This window comes from Terribium retamae (genome assembly GCF_022347545.1).
GTDB classification, from domain to species: domain Bacteria; phylum Pseudomonadota; class Alphaproteobacteria; order Rhizobiales; family Rhizobiaceae; genus Mesorhizobium; species Mesorhizobium retamae.
In genome coordinates this window covers 39,156-60,335 of record NZ_JAKREW010000007.1, presented here as the reverse complement: position 1 = coordinate 60,335, position 21,180 = coordinate 39,156, and the positions used below count along the sequence as shown (strand labels likewise).

General features: G+C 58.7%; 19 protein-coding genes and 2 pseudogenes. 18 read left to right on the top strand and 3 right to left on the bottom strand.

The annotated features are described in order from the left end of the window. The first annotated feature begins 380 nt into the window (after positions 1-380). From L4923_RS10135 to L4923_RS10110, 6 genes are all read left to right on the top strand, one after another. The gene (locus tag L4923_RS10135; RefSeq protein WP_239364357.1) at positions 381-1,637 is read left to right on the top strand and encodes a ribulose-bisphosphate carboxylase large subunit family protein; all 1,257 of its coding nucleotides are present in this window, start codon (positions 381-383) and stop codon (positions 1,635-1,637) included. Positions 1,638-1,639: 2 nt separating this feature from the next. Next, the gene (locus L4923_RS10130) at positions 1,640-3,010 is read left to right on the top strand and encodes a four-carbon acid sugar kinase family protein (RefSeq protein WP_343302974.1); all 1,371 of its coding nucleotides are present in this window, start codon (positions 1,640-1,642) and stop codon (positions 3,008-3,010) included. Between the two features lie 130 nt (positions 3,011-3,140). Then, positions 3,141-3,977: a phosphogluconate dehydrogenase C-terminal domain-containing protein gene (locus L4923_RS10125; protein ID WP_239364350.1), complete on the top strand. Its 837-nt coding sequence runs from the start codon at positions 3,141-3,143 to the stop codon at positions 3,975-3,977. Positions 3,978-3,980: 3 nt separating this feature from the next. Next, positions 3,981-4,829 carry a hypothetical protein gene (locus L4923_RS10120; RefSeq protein WP_239364347.1) on the top strand — a complete coding sequence of 283 codons (849 nt, stop codon included), beginning with the start codon at positions 3,981-3,983 and terminating at the stop codon, positions 4,827-4,829. Positions 4,830-4,901: 72 nt separating this feature from the next. Beyond that, on the top strand, positions 4,902-5,180 hold the full coding sequence (locus L4923_RS10115) for a hypothetical protein (protein WP_239364344.1): 279 nt from the start codon (positions 4,902-4,904) through the stop codon (positions 5,178-5,180). Positions 5,181-5,241: 61 nt separating this feature from the next. After that, the gene (locus tag L4923_RS10110; protein ID WP_239364341.1) at positions 5,242-6,129 is read left to right on the top strand and encodes an SMP-30/gluconolactonase/LRE family protein; all 888 of its coding nucleotides are present in this window, start codon (positions 5,242-5,244) and stop codon (positions 6,127-6,129) included. Positions 6,130-6,734: 605 nt separating this feature from the next. Here the strand turns inward: L4923_RS10110 and L4923_RS10095 are convergent. Further along, the gene (locus L4923_RS10095; RefSeq protein ID WP_239364338.1) at positions 6,735-7,076 is read right to left on the bottom strand and encodes an IS3 family transposase; all 342 of its coding nucleotides are present in this window, start codon (positions 7,074-7,076) and stop codon (positions 6,735-6,737) included. A 696-nt stretch (positions 7,077-7,772) separates the two neighbouring features. On the opposite strand from L4923_RS10095, the gene L4923_RS10090 reads away from it, so the two are divergent. The 5 genes from L4923_RS10090 (at position 7,773) to L4923_RS10070 (ending at position 14,125) form a co-directional block, all read left to right on the top strand. Then, positions 7,773-8,957 carry a substrate-binding domain-containing protein gene (locus L4923_RS10090; RefSeq protein WP_239364336.1) on the top strand — a complete coding sequence of 395 codons (1,185 nt, stop codon included), beginning with the start codon at positions 7,773-7,775 and terminating at the stop codon, positions 8,955-8,957. A 72-nt stretch (positions 8,958-9,029) separates the two neighbouring features. Further along, complete coding sequence (locus tag L4923_RS10085; protein ID WP_239364334.1) at positions 9,030-10,505, top strand: ATP-binding cassette domain-containing protein; 1,476 nt, start codon at positions 9,030-9,032, stop codon at positions 10,503-10,505. A 92-nt stretch (positions 10,506-10,597) separates the two neighbouring features. Continuing rightward, positions 10,598-11,473 carry an ABC transporter permease gene (locus L4923_RS10080; RefSeq protein ID WP_239364332.1) on the top strand — a complete coding sequence of 292 codons (876 nt, stop codon included), beginning with the start codon at positions 10,598-10,600 and terminating at the stop codon, positions 11,471-11,473. Beyond that, positions 11,470-12,519 carry an ABC transporter permease gene (locus tag L4923_RS10075; protein WP_239364331.1) on the top strand — a complete coding sequence of 350 codons (1,050 nt, stop codon included), beginning with the start codon at positions 11,470-11,472 and terminating at the stop codon, positions 12,517-12,519. Before L4923_RS10080 ends, L4923_RS10075 begins: the two co-directional genes overlap by 4 nt. A gap of 262 nt (positions 12,520-12,781) precedes the next feature. Then, positions 12,782-14,125 (top strand): MFS transporter, encoded by a 1,344-nt coding sequence (locus L4923_RS10070; RefSeq protein WP_239364330.1) that lies wholly within the window; start codon positions 12,782-12,784, stop codon positions 14,123-14,125. Between the two features lie 485 nt (positions 14,126-14,610). Here L4923_RS10070 and L4923_RS10060 read toward each other — a convergent pair. Continuing rightward, positions 14,611-14,856 (bottom strand): annotated as a pseudogene (locus L4923_RS10060) (IS110 family transposase); the annotation flags it as partial. Positions 14,857-14,916: 60 nt separating this feature from the next. Further along, on the bottom strand, positions 14,917-15,498 hold the full coding sequence (locus tag L4923_RS10055; protein WP_425530928.1) for a peroxidase-related enzyme: 582 nt from the start codon (positions 15,496-15,498) through the stop codon (positions 14,917-14,919). A gap of 111 nt (positions 15,499-15,609) precedes the next feature. Here L4923_RS10055 and L4923_RS10050 point away from each other — a divergent pair, with 111 nt between their 5' ends. From L4923_RS10050 to L4923_RS10020, 7 genes and pseudogenes are all read left to right on the top strand, one after another. Beyond that, on the top strand, positions 15,610-15,879 hold the full coding sequence (locus L4923_RS10050) for a hypothetical protein (protein ID WP_239364329.1): 270 nt from the start codon (positions 15,610-15,612) through the stop codon (positions 15,877-15,879). Positions 15,880-16,158: 279 nt separating this feature from the next. Then, on the top strand, positions 16,159-16,836 hold the full coding sequence (locus L4923_RS10045) for an amino acid ABC transporter ATP-binding protein (RefSeq protein WP_239364328.1): 678 nt from the start codon (positions 16,159-16,161) through the stop codon (positions 16,834-16,836). Between the two features lie 20 nt (positions 16,837-16,856). Continuing rightward, a complete protein-coding gene (locus tag L4923_RS10040) occupies positions 16,857-17,672 on the top strand; it encodes a substrate-binding periplasmic protein (protein WP_239364327.1) in 816 nt (271 codons plus the stop codon). 95 nt (positions 17,673-17,767) lie between these two features. Beyond that, positions 17,768-18,394, top strand: coding sequence for an ABC transporter permease subunit (locus L4923_RS10035; RefSeq protein WP_239364325.1), 627 nt, complete (start codon positions 17,768-17,770; stop codon positions 18,392-18,394). Beyond that, positions 18,391-19,155, top strand: a complete 765-nt coding sequence (locus L4923_RS10030) for an ABC transporter permease subunit (RefSeq protein ID WP_239364322.1) — start codon at positions 18,391-18,393, stop codon at positions 19,153-19,155. Before L4923_RS10035 ends, L4923_RS10030 begins: the two co-directional genes overlap by 4 nt. Before the next feature lie 2 nt (positions 19,156-19,157). After that, positions 19,158-20,492 (top strand): LLM class flavin-dependent oxidoreductase, encoded by a 1,335-nt coding sequence (locus L4923_RS10025; protein WP_239364319.1) that lies wholly within the window; start codon positions 19,158-19,160, stop codon positions 20,490-20,492. Positions 20,493-20,606: 114 nt separating this feature from the next. Continuing rightward, positions 20,607-20,976: pseudogene (locus L4923_RS10020) on the top strand (DDE-type integrase/transposase/recombinase); the annotation flags it as partial. Positions 20,977-21,180 lie beyond the last annotated feature (204 nt).

Here is a 21,180-nt window from a genome sequence, read left to right as displayed (position 1 = left end):
CGCGCATCGTCGGCCGTCAATATCGCGTCAGGAACGATGGACTGCACGCATTGACCGGAGCAGACCGGCGCATGTGTGGCGCTCAAACCCGTGAGATACGGACCTTGGGAGGGGCTATGATAAAGGACTTCTGCAGAAGTATTGCACACATCCAGTCTGTGTCGTCACATTCGTGACAATTGCCGCCGCGCGTTTGGTCCGGCGCGGCTTAGCCGCATTGGTTCCGTCGGCCGTAATTCCCAAGGCATGGGCAAACTAATCAATCATCACGTCAGGCCGTCTCGGTCTGACCAGGCAACAATGGGGCGGTGACTTACCTGTCTCCGTCGACCGGTAGGGGATCGGTCGCCTGAAACGCGTCTACACACGAGGATAAGAGAATGGCCCTTCAACGCTTCGAAGCCGATTACATCATCGAAACCGCGAACAATCCGCACAAAGCCGCGGAGGTGATGGCAGGTGAACAGTCCAGTGGCACCTTTGCCAAGGTGCCCGGCGAGACGCCTGAGCTGAAAGCGCGCGCCGCGGCCCGGGTCGAGTCCGTCGAGGTCATTGCCGAAGCCGATCTGCCTTCGCTTCCGGGGGCGGCGCGTTATGACAATGCACCGATCAAGACAGCCCGCGTCACGCTGTCGTGGCCGATCGACAATATTGGGCCATCCCTGCCCAACCTTGTCGCGACCGTGGCTGGTAATCTTTTCGAATTGCGTGACTTTTCCGGCTTGCGCCTGCTTGACATGCGCCTGCCTGAAGCCTTTGCCTCGGCCTACCTAGGTCCGCGTTTCGGCGTCGCGGGGACGCGGAAATTGACCGGGGTGACGAAAGGACCGCTGATCGGATCTATCGTGAAACCGTCTGTTGGTTTCAGTCCTGAAGAAACCGCGAATCTCGTGCAGACACTGTGCGAGGCCGACATCGACTTCATCAAGGATGACGAACTGCAAGCGGACGGTCCGACTTGCCCATTCAACGATCGTGTACGCGCCGTTATGGCCACCATCAACCGCCACGCCGACCGGACTGGCAAGAAGGTGATGTTTGCCTTCAACCTGACGGGGGATCTTGATCAAATGCGCCGCCGTCACGATGTGGTGGTCGAACACGGCGGCACCTGCGTCATGGCGAGCCTCAACTCGGTTGGCTTGGTCGGAATGATCGAGCTGGGCCGGCACACCGCCCTGCCGATCCACGCGCATCGCAACGGTTGGGGCTACCTTACCCGCCATCCCATGCTGGGCTGGTCCTATGTAGCCTGGCAGAAGTTGTGGCGTCTGGCAGGGGCGGACCACATGCACGTGAACGGTCTGCAGAGCAAGTTCTCCGAAAGCGACGACAGTGTCATCGCGTCGGCAAAGACGTGCCTGACGCCGATGTTCGACGCCAAGCCCTGCATCGCCATGCCGGTCTTCTCTTCCGCGCAAACGGCTCTTCAGGCTCCTGCAACCTGTGCGGGATTGGGTAGTGCGGACCTCATGGTGGCCGCCGGCGGCGGAATCATGGCTCATCCGGACGGACCAGCCGCGGGCGTGAGCAGCTTGCGCCGGGCCTATGAAGCGTCCATTGATGGGATCAGCCTTCAAGAGGCCGCCCGGGACCATCCCGCATTGGCGCGGTCCTTGATGGGCCAAGCAGCATGACAATGCCCGCTTTACCCGGCGGCCCGTTGCTCGGGTTCTACGGCGACGACTTCACAGGGTCGACCGCCGTCCTTGAGGCGATGACCCTCGCGGGTTTGCCTGCGGTGCTGTTCCTGCAAGCACCTGATGCCGAACAGCTTTCCCACTTCAGCGATTGCCGTGCGATCGGCATTGCGGGGATTGCCCGCTCTCAGAACCGGTCCTGGATGAGCCAGCATCTGCCGCCCATCTATCATGTGCTTGCCGACCTGGGCGCTGCGATCACCCATTACAAGGTCTGCTCGACCTTTGATTCATCCGCCGAGCTTGGCTCGATCGGTCACGCGATCGACTTGGCGGCCCCGATCTTTGGCGGCGGCTGGATCCCGCTTGTCGTGGCCTCACCGGATATCGGGCGCTACCAGACGTTCGGCAATCTGTTTGCCCTGGCAGGCGACACGGTTCACCGGCTGGATCGTCACCCTACCATGGCACACCATCCGGTCACTCCGATGAACGAGGCCGATGTACGCCGTCACCTGGCCGGGCAGACAGATCGCTCGATCGGTCTGATCGATTTCGTTGCCATGACGCACGGCCGATCGGATGAGGCCCTGCGTGCGGAACGTGATCGCGGCGCGGAGATCGTCGCGCTTGATGTGATCAACAACGCCACGCTGATTGAGGCTGGCCGACTGATCTGGACCAACCGCGGCGCGCGGCAGTTTGCTGTCGGCTCACAAGGCCTGGAACAGGCTCTGATTGCCTATTGGAGATCGGAAAGCCTGCTGCCCGTCGCTCCCGCTCAGGAGTTTCACGCAGGCCCGACCCAAGGAATTGTCTGCGCATCGGGCTCCTGCTCGCCTGTCACGGCGAAACAGATTGCGCATGCCGAAGAAGCAGGTTTCGAGCTGATCCGGCTTGATGCGGCGCTGGCTGTGGATCCTGAAGCATGGCAAAGCGAACTCGGTCGCGCGGGGGATCTGGCTTTGGTGGCACTGGGTGCGGGGCGCTCGCCGCTGATGTATACGGCCGTCGGACCGGATGACCCGGCACTTGCCCGCATGAAGGATGCAATCCGGACAAGCGGCACTTCGACCGAGATGGCAAACGAACGCATCGGCGCAGGGCTGGGCGAGACGGTTTGTCGCGTCATGCACGACGGAAAAGTCGCACGCGCAGCAATTGCCGGCGGCGACACATCGGGCCATGCGGCCCTGAAGCTGGGTATCCAGGCATTGACGTTCCTCGCTCCGATCGCGCCGGGCGTGCCGCTATGCCTCGCACATTCCTCAGATCCGCACGAGACCAGGTACGAAGTCGCCCTCAAAGGTGGCCAGATGGGGCCACCGGAATTCTTCTCTATCGTTCGCAACGGGGGGAGGGCCGCCTGATGCCACAGTCAGACAGTCGAAATTCCTCAGTAGTCAAGGTGTTGTGGCCGAACGCAAAATCGCTGCTTTTCATCCAGAAAAGCTCAATTTCAGAACCCAGTTCTGAACAAATCGGAGGTGAGAATAGGAAATGAACAAGGTCATCCTGTTGGGAGCGGGCGGAAAAATGGGAATGCGGCTGGCTCGCAATCTGTCGCGGTCCGCCTATGAAGTTATTTATGCCGAAGTGAACGCCGAGCGTCGCGCCGCTTTCGAAGCCGAATTGGGGCGGACCTGCAGTGGAGACGTCAACTTCTCCGATTGCGATGCTGTGATCCTCGCGGTTCCGGACAACGCCATCGGTCGCATCGCCGCGCAGATTGCGCCCAAACTGCGGGCCGGCACGATGGTCATCGTTCTGGATGCCGCCGCCCCCTATGCCGGCGATATGCCGGATCGCTCGGATCTGAGCTATTTCATTGCACACCCCTGCCATCCGTCGATGTTCAACTGGGAAGCCGACGAGACCGCAGCACGCGACACATTCGGCGGCGCTGGAGCAAGACAGGCGATCGTCTGCGCCCTGATGCAGGGCCCGGAAGAGCATTTCGCGTTTGGTGCCGATCTAGCCAGTTGCTTTTACGCCCCGGTATCGCAGGTGCATCGTGCGACCGTCGAACAGATGGCCATTCTTGAGCCCGTGTTGTCGGAAACGGTCGTTGCCACCTGCCTGACCCTCATCAATGAAGCCATTCTCGAAGCGGAGAAGCGCGGCGTTCCCTATGAGATGGCTCGCGACTTCACACTGGGGCACATCTACGCGGAATCCGCCATCATCTTCGGGCACATAAAGGGGACGGCGATGTCGGACGGGTGCCTGAAGGCAATCGAGGACGCCAAGCCGAAACTTCTGAACCCCGAGTGGCGTCAGGTGTTTGAAAAAGACGAAATGGTCAAGTCGATCAGGTCGATAACGCAGGCGGTTTGAAACATGAACGTTTGGCCGAAGACCGTTAGCGACTGCAGGATTTTCGTGTGTGACACGATCACGATCATTTCCGAAGCTCATGCAGGTTCGGTGGTGGTATCAGGGTCCCACGGCGGACTGTCTTCGGCCAAATTCGTTCTTGGCAAGCGCCTTCTCGGGGTGATCTTCAACGACGCCGGAGGTGGCAAGGACGGGGCTGGCATTGCGGGGTTGGACGTGCTGGAGCGCGCCGGTCTGCCCGCAGCCGCGGTTGGTTGCACGTCGGCGCGAATCGGTAATGGCGAACACATGTGGGTGCATGGCCGCATTAGCCATGCAAATCCTGCCGCCACCGCCCTTGGCGTTCGCAGCGACCAGAAACTGTTGGAAGCGGCTGAGATTCTGTACGGGGATGCACCGGTGGAACGAGAAATCGAAGACCGTGATGTCTCTACCCTCCTGCGATGCAGTGCCACTTGCGGTGACAACGATATTGTTGTGCTGGACTCCGTATCAATGCTGACTCCGGGGGACGCCGACAAGATCGTCGTGACCGGATCGCATGGCGGTATCCCCGCGGGTGATTATGCCATTCGGTTCCGTCCAGGCCTTACGGTCTTCAACGATGCGGGGGTCGGTTGCGACCATGCAGGAATCGCCGCGCTGACCCGGATGGACGTTGAAGGCTTGGCCGCAGTTGCCATCAACTGCATGACCGGTCGAATAGGCGATCCTCGCGACATGTTGCAGCATGGAGTGATCAGTTTCGTCAACAAGGCTGCGCGGGCACGGGGTGCTAAGCCCGGGTCGCCACTTTCGGAAATGCTGGCGAAATATCCACCAACAATGACCGCCGCTGACCGAATTTCCTGATTTCAAGATCTGCGAAAATCTATTCGCAACTAACTGGCAACACATCTCTACGCGCATCAGGAGGAAAACCAAATGCGCATCGGCATCATTCTCGCCGCAGGGATTTTCAACTCTGCTGCCATGGCGGAAGACTTCAAACTTGCCTTCACCGCGCCGCTCGAGTCGCACTATGGCGACAGGGCCAAGGTTTTTGCCGCCAAGATCGACGAACTGTCCGGTGGCAGCTTCAAAGTCAACCTGAAGCCGGCAGGTGCCCTGAGTGGCGAGTGTGAAGTGATCGAGGGTTTGCAGATCGGCGACCATCTATTTCGCAGGATCTCCGCTCTGCGTGAATTCGTAGTGAGGAACTGAAAACAAAGATCGCAGCGCATCGCGGTGACGCTTGTGCGGCAGACAAATTGGGGAGGCAAGAATGGAATATTGTACAGGCCTGAGCGCGCCCGAAGGCCCCGTTGCCCTGGCGAAAGGCGAGTTTCTCGTGGTTGAGATGGGGGCGGAGCGTGGTTGCGTGAGCCATTTGACGGAGAACGCACAGCAACGCAGAGAGATTGCGCGTACCGGCAGGCCAAACGGTCTCGCCACTGACGCGGACGGAGCGATCTGGATAGCAGAAACCAATCCGCCGGCTGTCCTGAAGATGGATATGTCCGGAAATACAGAAGTCGTTTGCACCAGTTATCTTGGTTCGCCGTTGCTCTTCCCCAACGATTTATGCTTCGGACCTGATGGCATGCTCTATTTCACCGACAGCGGTATCGGTGTGGTGGAGCTTTCCCCCAACGGCTTCGTTCGCCCTGACTGGAATGAGATAGAATACAAAGGTGCAGTTTATCGCCTTGATCCAAAGACTGGCGACATCAAACAGCTGTTCACCGGAATACGCTTCACCAACGGTATCGCCTTCGGCCCGGAGCATCAGCATCTTTATATCGCGGAGACGCTGGGCGGGAATATCTGGCGGTGTGAATGGTCGCCCGAGCGCGTCGGTCCGCTTGAGCTATGGGGAAACACCGATCCGGAAGAGCCTTTGCTTACCTTCCATGGACCGGATGGAATGAAATTTGCCCAGAATGGCAATCTTTATGTGGCTGTCTATGCTCAGGGTGAGGTTGTTGTGCTGGATCCCTCCGGGCGCGTCAAACAGCGGATCGCAACAGATGGTAACCAGCCGACAAACCTCGTTTTCGGCGCTGGAGACGAGACGGCTATCTACGTGACCGAAACTGAAACTGGCACGTTGCAGAAATTTGAGGTTGGGATTGCTGGCCTCCCGCTGCACAATGGGGCACGGATCATGTGACAGGGTTCAGAGCAGGACCATATGTCCATCCATCTTAGTGCCTGAGGGTGCTCGCCCTGAACTGGTCTTCAGGGGTGCTCGGATAGTCCGAGCCGACCCTCGTGATAGGAGGACGAGGCGTGGCATGGAATAAAAAGATCCGGTATATCGGCGAGGCGCATCTGATTGCGAGATGCTCGGCATTATTCAGTGAACACAGCAAAGTTTGATCGCGTACATTTCTACTATGAGCGGGCCCGACCGCTTGTGGCCTCTATCGACTGATATGCTCGTTCGGCCATGACTGTAAGGATGTCGCTTCGTCGCTGATCTCAACGAGGCCCGGCGACAGAGTGAAGACGAACTGCCGAGATGCACTTGCGCTCTTCCCGCTATTGAGGGTGAGCGAGTTCACCTCGATCTGGGGCTGCTAAACCAGCCAGGCCTCGGCGGTTGCGGGCTCACGGCCAGGCAACAACGCGATCGCCTTTCGGCGTCCAAGTTCGCAAATGATTGTGCCGTATCGATGACTACGACGCCACGCCCAGTCATCGATGCCGATCGTGTTCGGTGGCGCGGGCGGCGGCCGATGATATCGGCGAACGGCTCGCCTCGGCGCGTCTTTGCTAACCGGTACCCCGAGACGATACCCAAGTCGCCTCGCCGGGCGATACCCAGTGCAAGAGCGAGATGGCGAACCAAGTAGTCCACGGGCTGCCCGGATCTGTCTTGCGGACATAGCGTTTGCGCGGCTTGATGCCCAAGCCGTTAGCCCGCATCACGTGCGCCACCTGTTTTGTGTCAATAAGGTGTCCCCGTCGAAGAAGCTCATGCGTTACTCTGCGGTATCCATAGCAGAACAATTCATCCTGGATGTCCTCCATCAGCGCAATCAGTTCAACATCAACGAGCTTCGAAGCCCTGACCATGGATCGGTAATAGAACGGGCTTCTCGGGAGATCGATCATTTTGTGCCCCGTCTAACGGAACAGGTCGCGTACCGATGACGATGGAGGGGTTCCCGTTGCCGCCGACGATCGGATGGCGCGATGTTTTTTTACCAGGCTAAGCTCCATCGTGAACTGACCGAACTTGGGTTCCAACACGGCGATTTGCACCTCGTACTGCGATGACACTGGCTTCTGCCTCTTCATCGTTCAGTTCGCAGTGGTCGAACTGGGTCAGCCGCAACTGAATGAGGTTGGCCGAGACGGCATAAGCGCGCTGTGCGTCGTGCCGCCTGATGACGCCGCGTCGGATGTCTTGGCAAAGCTACAGCTACTTCGCAGCTTACGTCGGTCAAGCGCGCTTTGCAAAAAAATCGATGGCTATTCCAGCGTCTTGAGCTGCCAGCTTACCGTCCCATGCGTGACGTTTGTTCGGCGGCCGCAAGCGTAACGCTTTTGTGACGGGCCGCAGCCCCACATGCACGCAAGGCGTTCAATGAAGGAAATAGACCGTCTGTGTTCCCCGGTCCGGCTGCCTTCGTGTGAGAAGAAGTCACGTATGCACGAGCAAAAGTCGTTTGTCACCTTTGACGACGTCTCTCTAGAATAAACCATCGTTCGCGAGGTGCCACGGCTGCTTACAAGCAAAGGCTGCTTACAAGCAAACCAAAAGGCGCGCTGCTGAAGCGCAGCAAGCACAAGCCCTGGGAGGAGGCTATGCAACGGGGCCACGATCTGAACGCGTCGCGTGATAACTCCGAGGTCGAAGTAATCGCGACCTGCGCCTCATCCGCGCAACAAGGACTACTCAGTTCGCAAAACAGGGAGGAAAAAATGCGAATTTCCAAATGCCTCGTGCTCTCGGCCATTTTGGCAATGTCGGCTGTCACAATGCCTTCATTGGGTCTGGCACAAGAGAAGAAGCCCACGCCGCGCGTGGCTTTGAGTAATGCCTATCTGGGCAACGCGTGGCGCCGCTCTATGGTCGCCGCATTCGAGAAAGCTGCCGCCAAGGCCAAAGATGACGGGCTCATCAGTTCCTGGCAGGTGTCGAACGCCCCGGGTGAAAACTCGGCGACCGAGCAGATTGCACAGCTTAAGGCTTTGCTGCTTGACAAGCCCGACATCCTGATTGTCAACCCTGCGAGTGCGGAAGCGCTGAATCCCACGCTGCAGCAGGCATGCAACCAGGATGCTGTCGTCGTCATTTTCGACAGTTCCACAGATCTGAAGTGTGCCCATGTCGTGTCCAACAGTTTCAGCGATTGGGCCCGGTTGTCGACGCAGGCAATCATTGATGGCATCGGTGGCAAAGGCAATGTCCTCATAGCACGAGGTGTCCAGGGGTCGCCGCCCGAGAAGGAGATGTACGCTGTCCAGAGAAAACTTCTGGATGCACAGCCGGGCATCAAAGTCGTTGGAGAGGTCTTCACTTTTTGCGACGCCGCCAAAGCGCAGGAAGCTCTGTTGGGCATCATTGCAAGCCTGCCGGAGGTCGACGGAGTGGTTGGCTGTGGCGAAGGTTTGGGCGCGGTCCAGGCATTCTTGACGGCAGGACGTAAAGCCCCGGTTGTTGCCTTTGCACCGAGTGGTCGTGCTCTGAAATTTTGGGGCGAGGGCAACGGGGGGCCGGGTTCGGTTGCGGTCATGTCCGATCCCGGACAGGGTGTTGCAGCGCTATTCGCGGCCATCGCCATCTATAACGGTCAGAACGTCCCTAGGGTCACGGTCTTCCCGCCTGTCGTGGTCAGCGACAAAGCGCGCGATGCGTGGATCGCTGCCGTCGGCGACGACCAAATCGCTTCGTGGCAGTGGACTAAGGAGCTTGCCGACAAGCAGATCCAAGCGAATATAGCCGGCACCGTTGACAAGGCCGCTCTTCCACCGGTTCCAACCCACTGAGCATACCAGATGCCAGCGCCCGATCGGGGCGCTGGCCGTTCAAATTAAGGCGAACCAGGGTTGGATGCTGCCATGACAATAAAAACGTCCAATGCAAGCGACAGACCGCTCGTGCAGGTCAGTCAGGCTGTCAAGACCTATGGGCACACACGCGCCCTCTCCGGTGTAGAATTACAGGTCAATGCTGGTGAGGTTCTCGGCCTCGTTGGCCACAATGGCGCCGGGAAAAGCACGCTAATGCGGCTCCTCAGCGGGCTCGAACGGCTTGACAACGGAACAGTTGACATCGGCGGGATGACCACGCCAGGAGCCTTTGGCTTTTCTGGCGTTCGCATGGCATACCAGGAAAGTTCCCTCGCCCCCGAGCTGACCGTCCGGGACAATATCTATCTTTCCAGCGCTCGCTGGCTGCCGCGCTGGTGCTGGCACAAGGCCGCGGCCGAGTCTGTCGTTTCGCGATTGGGGGAAATCTTTCCCGATCACGGTATCGGGCCGAATGAGTACGTTGATGATCTGCCAATAGCTGACCGCCAGCGGGTAGAGATTGCACGAGCGACTATCACCGACGATCTTAAACTCCTAATCCTCGACGAGCCGACGGAGTCGCTTTCGGGCAGCGCAGTTGATCACCTCTACAACTATGTGCGCAAGCTCAAAGCCACCGGCGTTGCCGTGATCCTCGTCTCGCACCGGATGCGGGAGATCTTGTCGGTTTCCGATCGAGTAGCAGTGATGAAGGACGGAGCTGTCGTCTCGATCCACAGGGCCGGCGAGGTTTCGGAACGCGATCTGTTGCTGGCCATGGGCGGTGAGGTGCTCGTCACGGAAGCAAATGCGACACCGTTTGGGCCTGCCATCGACGGTGGCCGGAGTGTTGTGGTTCGCGTCCCGATGACGACAGTTAGTGGTGAGGCGACCGAGATTACGGCAAGAGAGGGTGAGGTCATCGGGTTGGCCGGGATAGTCGGCCAGGGCCAGGAAGAGGTGCTTGATCGAATCTGGCACGGAAAGCGCGGCGATATCAAAGTCGATGCGACGCGCGCATATGTGCCCGGCGACCGTCAGCGTTCTGGCATCCTGCCGTTGTGGAATGTTGACCGGAACCTGACAATATCTGCGCTCTCCAGCCTCTCACGGCACGGTATTCGCCAATTTGATGCAGAGGAATTGTTGGTCGATAAATGGGTGAAGAAGCTGAATATCCGTGGTGGCTCACGCGCGACGATCACCGGTCTGTCAGGTGGAAATCAACAGAAGGTCATTGCTGCGAGGGCTTTCGCGTCGAATGCAAGGACGATCCTGTTGGATGATCCCTTCCGCGGTGTCGACGTGCACACCAAAGCAGAACTCTATCAACTTATCCGCGAAGAAGCCGCCAAGGGACGGACGATTGTCTGGTTCTCGAGTGAAAACTCCGAAATGCAGCATTGCGACCGCGTATATGTCCTGAGGGCTGGCCGCGTTGCCGGTGTGTTGCACGGAACCGAAATTACCGACAATCGGATCATTACGATGTCGTTCGCGGAATCGGAGACCAACGCTGCATGATTAGTATGAACCCCATCCGAAGCCGAAACGCCGTGCCAAGAGGACTCGTCCGCCGCGTATTCCCTGGCGCCATTACACTTGTGGCGATGATCGTGATCCTGATTGTCTGCGGGACCATTCAGCCGCGAATATGGTCGCAAACCGGCATAACTCTTATTTTGTCGCCCATCGTAGCAATGGTCATCGCCTCCCAAGCGCAGATGGTCATGATGAGTATTGGCGATATTGACCTCAGCATTGGCTTCTTTGTCGGCATGGTCACCACCATAGTTGCGACGATTCTTCCGGACACACCGACACTTGGTTTTCTTGCCTTGGGCGCCAGCGTTCTTGGCTACACCCTGATGGGCGCCCTCGTACAACTCCGCGAAGTTCCATCCCTCATCGCCACGCTGGGCGGATCATTCATCTGGTTGGGCCTTGGGCTTTTCGCCCTCCCTGTTCCGGGTGGCTCAGTGCCGGACTGGCTGAGCAGCTATGCATTTTGGACACCGCCGCTGTCGATACCGGTTTCCGTGATCACGATGCTCACAGCCACTGTCATCACCTGGTTTGTCATGCAGCGGACCGGGCTTGGTGCCCGGTTTCGCAGCCTTGGGAGCAATCCCTACGCGCTCATCCGTTCGGGAGGGTCGGTGCTGCGAACCCGAATGCTGACCTACGCGATCGTTGGCATTTTAGGCGTACTGTCCGGAATTACCTTGTCGGCCGAGATCGGCGGGGGCGACGTCAATGCGGCGCCCGGCTACACGCTCAGTTCGATCGCCGCTGTGATCCTTGGGGGAGGGGTGTTTACAGGGGGCCGTGCCGTTGCCTGGGGAACCCTGTTCGGTGCCGTCACGCTTGGCCTTCTGACGGTCCTGCTTACACTTCTGAACCTGTCGTCGAACTTGCAACCCGCAGTCCAAGGCGCAATCGTCATCGCCGTTCTCGCAGGACGGCTGGTAGTTGAGCGAGTGGTCAAATGATGAATTTTCGCAATCTGACAATCCCCGCCTGGACGTGGTCGTTTCTCGCTGCTTTCGTCGTTTTGATACTGACCTTCATGGTCGCTGGAGGCGGGGCCAAGACGCTCACACTTGCATTCACGATCGCTCCCTACCTTGTGCTTGTGGGGCTGGGGCAAATGCTTGTCATGAGCACCGGAGCGGGCAATATCGACGTCTCGGTCGCGAAGGTGTTCTCGCTCGGCGGCCTCGTCTCCATCGCGGTGGGCGAGGCCACTGGCTCGTGGGTTCTTGGGTTGGCCGCCGCTATGGCTGCAGGGTTTGCGCTGTCCTGCGTCAGCCTCGCGTCGATCATTTTCATACGTATCCCGCCGATCGTTGCGACGCTCGCGACAAGCCTACTGGCGTCGGCCGTCTCGCTGACCCTCGCCCAAGGGTTCCAGGGATCGGCGGATCCGGTTCTAAAAGGCTTCCTTGGATCGGCTCCGATGGGCGTTCCGGCGTTTGCGCTGGTTGTTTTGCTTTTCACCATCTTTGTCCAACTTATGCTTGGAAGGACGACTTGGGGCGCACAGACTCTTGCTTTCGGACAGGCCCGTCGCGCATCAGAATATGCAGGTGTCAGCGCTACGAAAACCCTGACAATCGTCTATTTGACCAGCGGTGTGCTCGCGGCACTCTCGGGCGCCCTTCGGGCCTCGTTTTCGGCGCCCAATGTCGAATTGGGCAACGATTACCTCCTCGATTCCATTGCAGTGGTCGTGATTGGGGGCACTCTAATTACGGGAGGCAGGTCCGAGCCGGCCGGCATATGGGGTGGTGCCCTGTTCTTTATCCTGCTGGATGGCCTCTTGAATCTCATAGGCTGGGATTATGCCGGACAAAATATCCTCAAAGGCTTCTTCGTTCTGGCGGTTCTCTTCTTGGCTAGTGGGGTGCCAATTATTCACCGCCGTTCGGCGTCCGCGAATCCGGCAGACTTGACCTTGCCTGAAGCTGCAGATTCTACCGCATCCGGAGCGTCTTTCGATGTCCAGGCGTCGGCTGAGCGAAGTACCGTGACATAAGAGGGCTGGACGGTTGTCTCGACGATGGCGGAGCGCGTGAGGCCGTCGAGCGTTAGCTATTGCCCGCCGCTGTGTCGCGCTGATGGTTTCTCGATTGCTTTGGTAGCCGCTTGTCACACGTTTCGGCAGTGCGCGCCAGCAGGGCCGTCACCGTCTCTCGGTCTGATTGCGCGTGGGGACATCGTAGTCTGCCGTTGGAAAGCGCTGCGTTGTGTTTTCTGAGGACGCTGGGTGAATATACTCATTAACGGGGAGGATTATTATGAATATGGAAACAAACGAGCGCGCGAAACCAAGTGCGATTGAATCGAGAACAATTCGAAAAATTTGCTGGCGGCTGGTGCCCTTCATCGCGCTGATGTTCTTCATCAACTTCCTTGACCGCACCGCTATCTCGTTCGCTGGCCCCAACGGCATGACGCAGGATCTGGGCATGACCGCCGCGCAGTTCGGCTTTGCCTCAGGCATCTTCTTTATTGGGTACATCTTTCTCGAAGTTCCGAGCAATCTGGCGCTTCAGAAATTCGGCGCACGCATTTGGCTTGCTCGTATCATGATCACGTGGGGTATCGTCGCGGTACTCTTTACGTGGGTCAGTAGCATTTCCGGCCTTTACTGGTTGCGGTTTTTGCTGGGCATTGCGGAGGCGGGTTTTTTTCCGGGCGCCATTCTCTATCTCAGCACATGGGTACCGTCATCGCAGCGCACCAAGATCCTGTCGCTATTCTATCTTTCCCAACCGCTTACCACGGTGATTGGTGCACCGCTCGCATCGCTGCTGATTGAAGCGCATGGGCTCTTCGGTCTCGAAGGCTGGCGCATCATGTTTTTTGGCGTGGGTGCTCCGGCGATCATCGTAGGCGTGGCCGCGCTGTTCTATCTTCCAAATTCATCGAAGGATGCCCATTGGCTTACGGACGAGGAGCGGAATTGGCTTGATGGTCAGCTCAAGGCGGAAAGCAAGTCCAAATCTCATGATCCGAAAAGCCATCGCGTCAGGAGCGCGCTGACCAATGGACGTGTATGGCTGCTGTCTGCCATCTATTTCGGTATGGTCTACGGCCTCTATGCGCTCGCTTTTTTCCTGCCCACCGTTATCGCAGGCTTTGAGACGAAATTCGGCACCAAATTCGATGTGTTTGAGAAAGGCCTGATCATCGCCATTCCATATTTGGCAGCTGCCATCGCACTGTATTTCTGGAGCGCCGACGCGACGAAGCGCGGCGTTCGGGCCTGGCACATTGGCATACCCGCGCTGACAGGCGCGATCAGCGTTCCAGTAGCGTTGCTCATGAATTCGCCGGAGACGACAATCGCCGTTGTGACGATCACGGCATGCTCGATTTTCTGCGTGCTTCCCACCTTCTGGGCCCTGCCAAGCAGATTTCTTTCCGGAGCAGGTGCGGCGGCAGGCATCGCACTCATTAACTCGATAGGCAACGCCGCCGGGTTTGCGGCACCCTACGTTACCGGTGCAGTGAAGGATGTGACGGGGGGCTACGAAATCCCAATGTACATCGTCGGCGCTGTCATGATTTTGTCTTCGATAATGGCTTTCTCCATCGGCCCGAAGATCCGCCCGCAGATGGAGGTAGTGAAAATCTGATGTCGAGGTTCAGAGGCCGACAACCCGGCACAAAAGGACTCGCCCCGTGGCAATCTGCGGTGGGAACCAGCAGAAAATTCGACGCATCGACTAGGACCTGAAACAGCTAGCAGCTGGGATGGTTCTGTCGCAAACTTTTCGGAAAGGTCATTTGGTGCATGACGCTTGCTCCTTTTTCCGGGAGTTTGTCATGTTCAAAGGCCGCCATTTCGATCGATCCGTGATCCTGCTGTGCGTGCGCTGGTATCTGGCCTCACATGGGCTTCTTGGGGTCAAGGGTTAAATTCAGCAACGCATGAGCAGAACTCCAGGACTGTTCGGCATCCAAGGTCTGAGCCCGATTGCATGACCGGCCGTCTCCGAGCACGATCAACCTCACATGCGGTCGCCGTTCAGGACGGCTGCATTCAGGCCATGCCAGGTATTGGTTCATCCACCTGGATCGGCCAGGACTGATCGGGTCCTGGCGGATTACGGGATTAAGGTCAAACAGCCTTCATCACGGCGCCTTCGATCACGATGCCGGCGGTCACATACTTCCAGAGTGCGACTAGCAGCTTGCGGGCGAGCGCCACAATCATTGTCTTACGCATCCGCCCGCCGTTTTGCTCGACGCGTCCACGGAACCAGAGAGCAAGCGCCGATTGCGGTTGATGACGCAGCCATAGCCAGGCGAGTTGATCCATCGTCGTTCGCAGCCGCGGATTGCCGGATTTCGACACGCCTTGCTCACGAAAGGACAACGAAGCCATCAGCGAGAAGGTTACCCATCTGAGCCGACGAACAGGTCTTCAACTGCGACCAAGTGTATAGAACTCGTCATTGGGGCGCAGACCAGTGAAATTGGCCAAACGGTTCGACATGCCGAAGAAAGCGGCAATGGCCGCGATATCCCAAATCTCATCATCGCTGAACCCATGCTCGCGTAGCACCACGCTGTCAGCCTCGTCTACCGTCTGAGCCTGCTGCGAAACCTTCATGGCAAAGTCCAGCATGGCTCGTTGGCGCGGCGTGATGTCCGCCTTGCGGTAGTTGCCTGCGACTTGATCGGCAATCAGGGGGTTTTTGGCGCGGATACGCAGGATCGCACCGTGGGCAATGATGCAATACTGGCACTGGTTGGCCGCTGAGGTCGCGACCACAATCATCTCGCGCTCGGCTGGGGTGATTCCGCCTTCTTTATCCATCAGGGCGTCGTGGTAAGCCATAAAGGCGCGGAACTCGTCCGGGCGGTAAGCGAGCATAAGGAAGACGTTGGGAATAAAGCCGGATTTCTCCTGCACCTTGAGGATGCGGGTGCGGATGTCCTCTGGTATCGCGTCAAGCTCAGGCACGGGGTAGCGGCTGATCGGGGTTTGGGCCAGTTGCGGCATGAGTTCACATCTCCAGTTAGATACGGGTCAGTGTTGGCAGCGTGGGCGGCCAGTGTCAAAGCCGCTTCTCTCGTCTCGGTATGTTCTGTTTGAACCACGCCGCTGGGCGGGATGCGCATCGCAGAGATCGCTCAAGGGGCGATCTCGACCCGCGTGCTGGTCGCCACGACCGAAGGCCACTATCGGATCGCGCATTCCGCCCGCCACGCGCAGCATTACCCGCAACCGGGCTGGGTCGAACACGACCCGCTGGAATTGCTGGCGGCATCGCGGCATGCGTCGATGCCTCAGGCCTTATTTATGGAGATTTTCCGCAGAGCTGTCTTGCTGCAAAGTCCCGACATGCCTTCATTTCCAAAAAGCCGACACGGAAAGACATGATTTTCCCACCACAAAGCGAGTTTCAGAACGTTGGGGCTCTTTCTCCGAATTTCTATAGATATAGTAGATATTGTCTGCTGCGTCCTGGTCGGGCCCGATCCAGGACGTCTCGGCGCGGTATTTGATGAGAGGTGGTCCCGGAATGTCGCATCGCAAACTGGTCGGTGCCGTACTCATCGTCGCAATTCCAACGACAGTTCACCCACGATGAATGTGACGGTCACAAGCTTTCTACAGGCAACTCACATCTCGAAAAGCTATGGCGCGTGGGCGGTCCTCATGGACGTCGATCTGCAGGTAAAGCCCGCAGAAACGCTGGCCCTGTGCGGACCGAGCGGGTCCGGAAAAAGTACTCTCTTGCGGATCATGGCGGGGCTAGAGCGCCCGGATAAGGGTGAGGTACGGCTTGGAGGCCTGCAGGTCGATCGGCGCGCCCTGCGCTCGAAAGCGCTCCTCGGGCGCATCGGTTTCGTCTTCCAGCAGCCCGCCCTCTATCCCCACATGACGGCACTGCAGAATGTCACCCTCGCTCTTCGACTGACGCGCGGGCTCAGCCATAAGGAGGCCGAGGACCGATCTCTAGCGGAACTGGCGCGCGTTGGCATGGAAGCAAAAGCGACGGCCCTCCCGGCAACATTGTCCGGCGGCCAGCAGCAACGTGTTGCCATTGCGCGTACGCTGGCGCTCGAACCGCAAGTCTTGCTTCTGGACGAGCCCACATCAGCGCTTGATCCAGAGCGGATCCGCGAAGTCCTGGACGTGCTGCGCCGCCTCGCCCTGGAAGGCACGACAATGGTCGTCGTGACGCATGAGCTCGGTTTTGCCCGGGAGGTCGCCCGCCGCGTCGCCTTCATGGACGAGGGCAAGATCGTGGAACTCTCGGACAGCCGAAACTTCTTCAAAGCGCCGCAGACTCAGCGCGCCCGCACGTTCCTCGACCAAGTCCTCCACCACTAATCGAAAACGTAGAGATGCTTATGAAAAACCGTCTGATGAAAGCCGTTCTGATGGCTGCCCTATTGATCGCTCCAAACCTAGCAAAGGCCGAACAGCAGAAATCTCTTCTGGACATCATCAAGGAGCGCGGAACGCTGGTCATCGGGATCGCACCAGACGCCCCGCCGCATGGAAGTATCGGCATAGACGGAGCGCCGGTCGGTTTCGCTCCGGATCTTGCCAAGGCTGTCGCGGAAAAGCTTGGTGTCAAACTTGAACTGAAGCCGATTACGCAGGCGGTTCCGACTATCCAGCGTGGTGACATTGATGCGGTTTTCGGATCGACCACGCCCACGAGAGAGCGCGAGGAAGTTGTCGATTTTACGATTGTCTACAACTGGGACTACGTCGTTCCGCTCATTCGCAAGGATGACAGCGGCGACATCCACCAGTATGGCCCGCCTAAAACGGTCTCGACGACTAAGAACAACTACGCTGCCGAGCTTTTCAAGGCAGCGGTTCCAAACGGCAATGTAACCTACTTTGAGCAGTATGACGACGCGGTGAATGCGCTGCGGGCCGGGCAGACCAATGCGGTGCTGCTCAACAGATTCTCCGCGTCCACTTATGCAAAGCGCTTCGGCGACGAGGTCAAGGTTGGCGACGCCTTCTTCTCCGATCCTCAAGCGATCGTCCTTCGCCAGAACGACTCCAAATGGCGCAACTATCTGAACTGGACACTTCAGGGGCTCTGGGCAAGCGGTGAGTTCGCCGAGCTTTACAACAAGAATTACGGCTACAAGCCGAATTTCAATCTGTGGTCTGACCGAGGCCTACAGCCTGGCATTGTGAAGTAACGCCAAAGCCAGCGGGCGTCGGTAGCCGGCGCCCGCCACATCAGCACGTCGTCGGTCGGCCATAGCCCAGCCGCCGGCCAAAAAGAAATCCGCCCATGACCGAAACGATCATCGATATCGCGGTTCAGCTCGCCCCCGCTTTCGGGACGACACTTTGGCTCAGTCTCGTCAGTCTCGTCTTTGCGATCGTCCTGTCGCTTTGCCTTGCGACTGGGCTTGCCGCGCGCTGGCGGGCCGTCGCCTGGATGATCGACGTATGCATCAATGTTCCAATGGTGATAAAGCTCTTCGTCTGCTTCTACCTGATCAGGATCGATGCAAATTGGTGCGCCGTTATCGCCATTGTGCTGCACCAATCGGCTTTCGCGGCATCCATCCTCTACGGCGGGCTGAAAGAGGTGCCGCATGAGTTGGAAGATGCCGCACTGACAACCGGCCTTTCCCGCACCCACACTTTTTTCCTGATCCGGCTCCCCGTTGCGCTCCGGTTAGTTTCTCCCGCGCTCGTGCTGCAAGCGGTCGAAATCATCAAGAATTCATCGACCGTGTCGCTCATTGGCGTCTTTGACCTGACGGCCTCGGTCGAAGCCTTCCAGAACCGCACCTTTGCCTACACGCACGGATTCGTCGCAGCCGCGGTCGCTTACGCAATCCTGACCCTTCCGCTGATGAGTCTCGGCTGGTTCTGGGAGCGCGGCAAGCTGCGCGGGTCACCACGATGACCCGTCCATCCTTCATCCCAGCGGCAACGATTGCTGCGGCCATTCTCTTGCTTGCCATCACCGTCGATTCCAGCCGGTGGGAAGCGCTGGCCCAAGCGAGACAATTCTTCTTAACAGCCATCATCAATACGTTCTATTTTTCCCTGGCCGGCGCTTCAATCGGCCTGATTGGCGGCTCGCTACTTGCCTCCTGCCGCTTGGTCGGCGGGTGGCCGGGGACTCTAGCCGGTGCACTTGTGATGCTTGTTCAGGCCTTGCCGCCACTACTGATCATCCTTGGATGTTATTTCGCACTGCCCGAACTGCTTGGACTGACGGTTACACCCGAGCTGGCGGCGGTAATCGCGCTGGGGAGCATATCCAGCACCTATTATTGCGAAGCCGTGCGTGGGGCGGTGGCGGGTGTTGATCCCTTGCAGTGGGATGCGGCAATCACGACCGGCCTTTCGCGCCGCGCAAGCATTTTAAAGGTGATTTTGCCCCAGGCATTGCCAGCAGCGGTCCCCGCCATCGGAACCACCTCCATCGTTGTCTACAAGCTGAGCACGCTTCTCTATCCCCTTGGCATTCAAGATTTCTTTCGGGCCGCAGTCCTCGTCAACAACCACGTCATCGACCCGGTGCTCATCTATTCGCTTGTGACGCTCTTTTATTACACGACCTGCAAGGCGCTGACGGCCGCCATCTCGCAGCTTTCTGCGGCCTACGTCGCAAAATCGGCCGGACAGCCTTCTCAGACGGCGCCCCTGACTGGAGTATAGACATGGCGATCCCCAAATCCCGACAGATGCACCTTGCAGCATTTTGCGGCCAGCCCGGAAACCACATTGCCTCCTGGCGTCACCCGCTCGCGGCGACCAACGCCATCTTGGATCCTTCCTTTTATCAAAACGTGGCGCAGATTGCGGAACGCGGCCTCTTCGACCTCGTGTTCCTAGCCGATATTCTTGCCCTGACGGAGCCTCGGTCGGCAGAGCAGCAGACAATCTGGGAAGTTCCGTTTCGCATCGATCCCCTGACCGTGCTGCCGGTTATGGCCGCTGCAACCGAACGGGTGGGCTTGGCGGCAACGGCGTCGACCTCCTACAACGAGCCCTTCAATATCGCTCGCCGGTTCGGCCTGCTCGATCACCTAAGCCGCGGCCGCATCGGGTGGAACATCGTGACCACCGCAAGCGAACCCGAAGCGCGCAACTTCGAGGCCACGCAGAAGCTCTCGCACAACGAGCGCTACGCGCGCGCAACGGAGTTCGTCGAGGTTACCAAGAAGCTGTGGGACAGTTGGAGCGACGACGCCCTGATTGCCGACAAGGACAGCGGCGCCTATGCCGACAGGACGAAGATCCGCACCATCGATCATGTCGGAACCTACTTCAACGTTCGCGGACCTCTCAACCTGCCGCGTTCACCGCAAGGCCGTCCCGTTCTCTTCCAGGCGGGAACCTCGCGCGCGGGACGCGAATTTGCCGCGCGAACGGCCGATGCGGTGTTTCTGGCCGCGCAGACCCGCGAGGAGGCGGCGGCTGTGAGCTCGGCGATCCGCGCCATTGCGCGGCAAAATGGTCGGACGGACGATTCCATCCGCTTCCTGCCTGGCGTGCTGGTCTTCATAGGACGGACCACCGAGGAAGCCAGGAGGAAGCAGGACGAACTGAACGGCTTGCTCGGCGAAAATGCCGGCACAGCGCTCCTCACCGAGTTGCTGAACATCGATCTTTCGGGTTTTCCTCCGGACTGTCCTTTCCCCGAGCTTGATCTTAGTGCCGTGACTGGGATCCAGAGCCGCTACCGGCTTCTGAAGGACATGGCGGATCGTGACAATCTGACCCTGCGGCAGGTCACCCAGCGCGTGGCGAGCGGTGCCGGCCACCGGATTGTCGTCGGCGATCCGCGGGCGGTCGCCGACCAGCTGGAAGACTGGTTTGTTTCCGGCGCGGTGGACGGCTACACTCTAATGTTCCCTTACCTGCCGGGCTCGCTTGCAGAATTCGTCGAACTCGTTGTCCCTGTCCTGCAGGAGCGCGGGCTCTTCCGCACGGTCTATGAGGGCCATACTCTGCGCGACCATCTCGGGCTGGAGCGGCCCGCCCGTGCCTGACCCGCAGGTAGGATCGTTCGGGCTGCGGGAGAAACGCCTGCGCCCTGCATCCGTGCGACGGCAGTGACACTATCGCCGGACTGTCCCCCCTTGCCCCTTGGCGAACATTGCCACCGTGATACCAAAGCGGCCAAGCGATTGCTGACCCGGCTGATTAAGAGCAGGGCAGGGCACCCAAGCGCATCATCACCGACAAACTGCCCTCATATGGGGCGGTCAGGAGGCAGGTCATGCCAATGGTCGAGCACCGGTCCCACAAGGGCCTGAACAACAGGACTGAGAATTCGCGTCTCCCACTGAGAAAGCGGGAGCGAATGATGCAGGGCTTTCGATCCACATGAGGTCTGCAGCGGTTCACGCCGGTTTTTTCAGCAGTCAGAAACCTGTTCGTTCCGCCCCATTCCCGGCGTTCTGCCCTCGCCACCCACCTTCACCGCCTTCAGGCTATGGCGGCTTGGAAGCCGCAGCGGGCGTGCTCGCCTGAAATCAACAAAGCAGGGTTTATTGTGGACTCCTCAGGTTAACGTGACATCACCTTACGGGGATCGCTGCACGACGCAACGATTACCGCGATAACACCCCCTTCCTTCTGAGTGGCCCCGGGCTTGACACTACGTCATTAGCGCAAGCAGCAGGCAATTAAGGTTCCTCCTCACGTTCATGTTGACCAGCGCATCGAGAAGCCGGG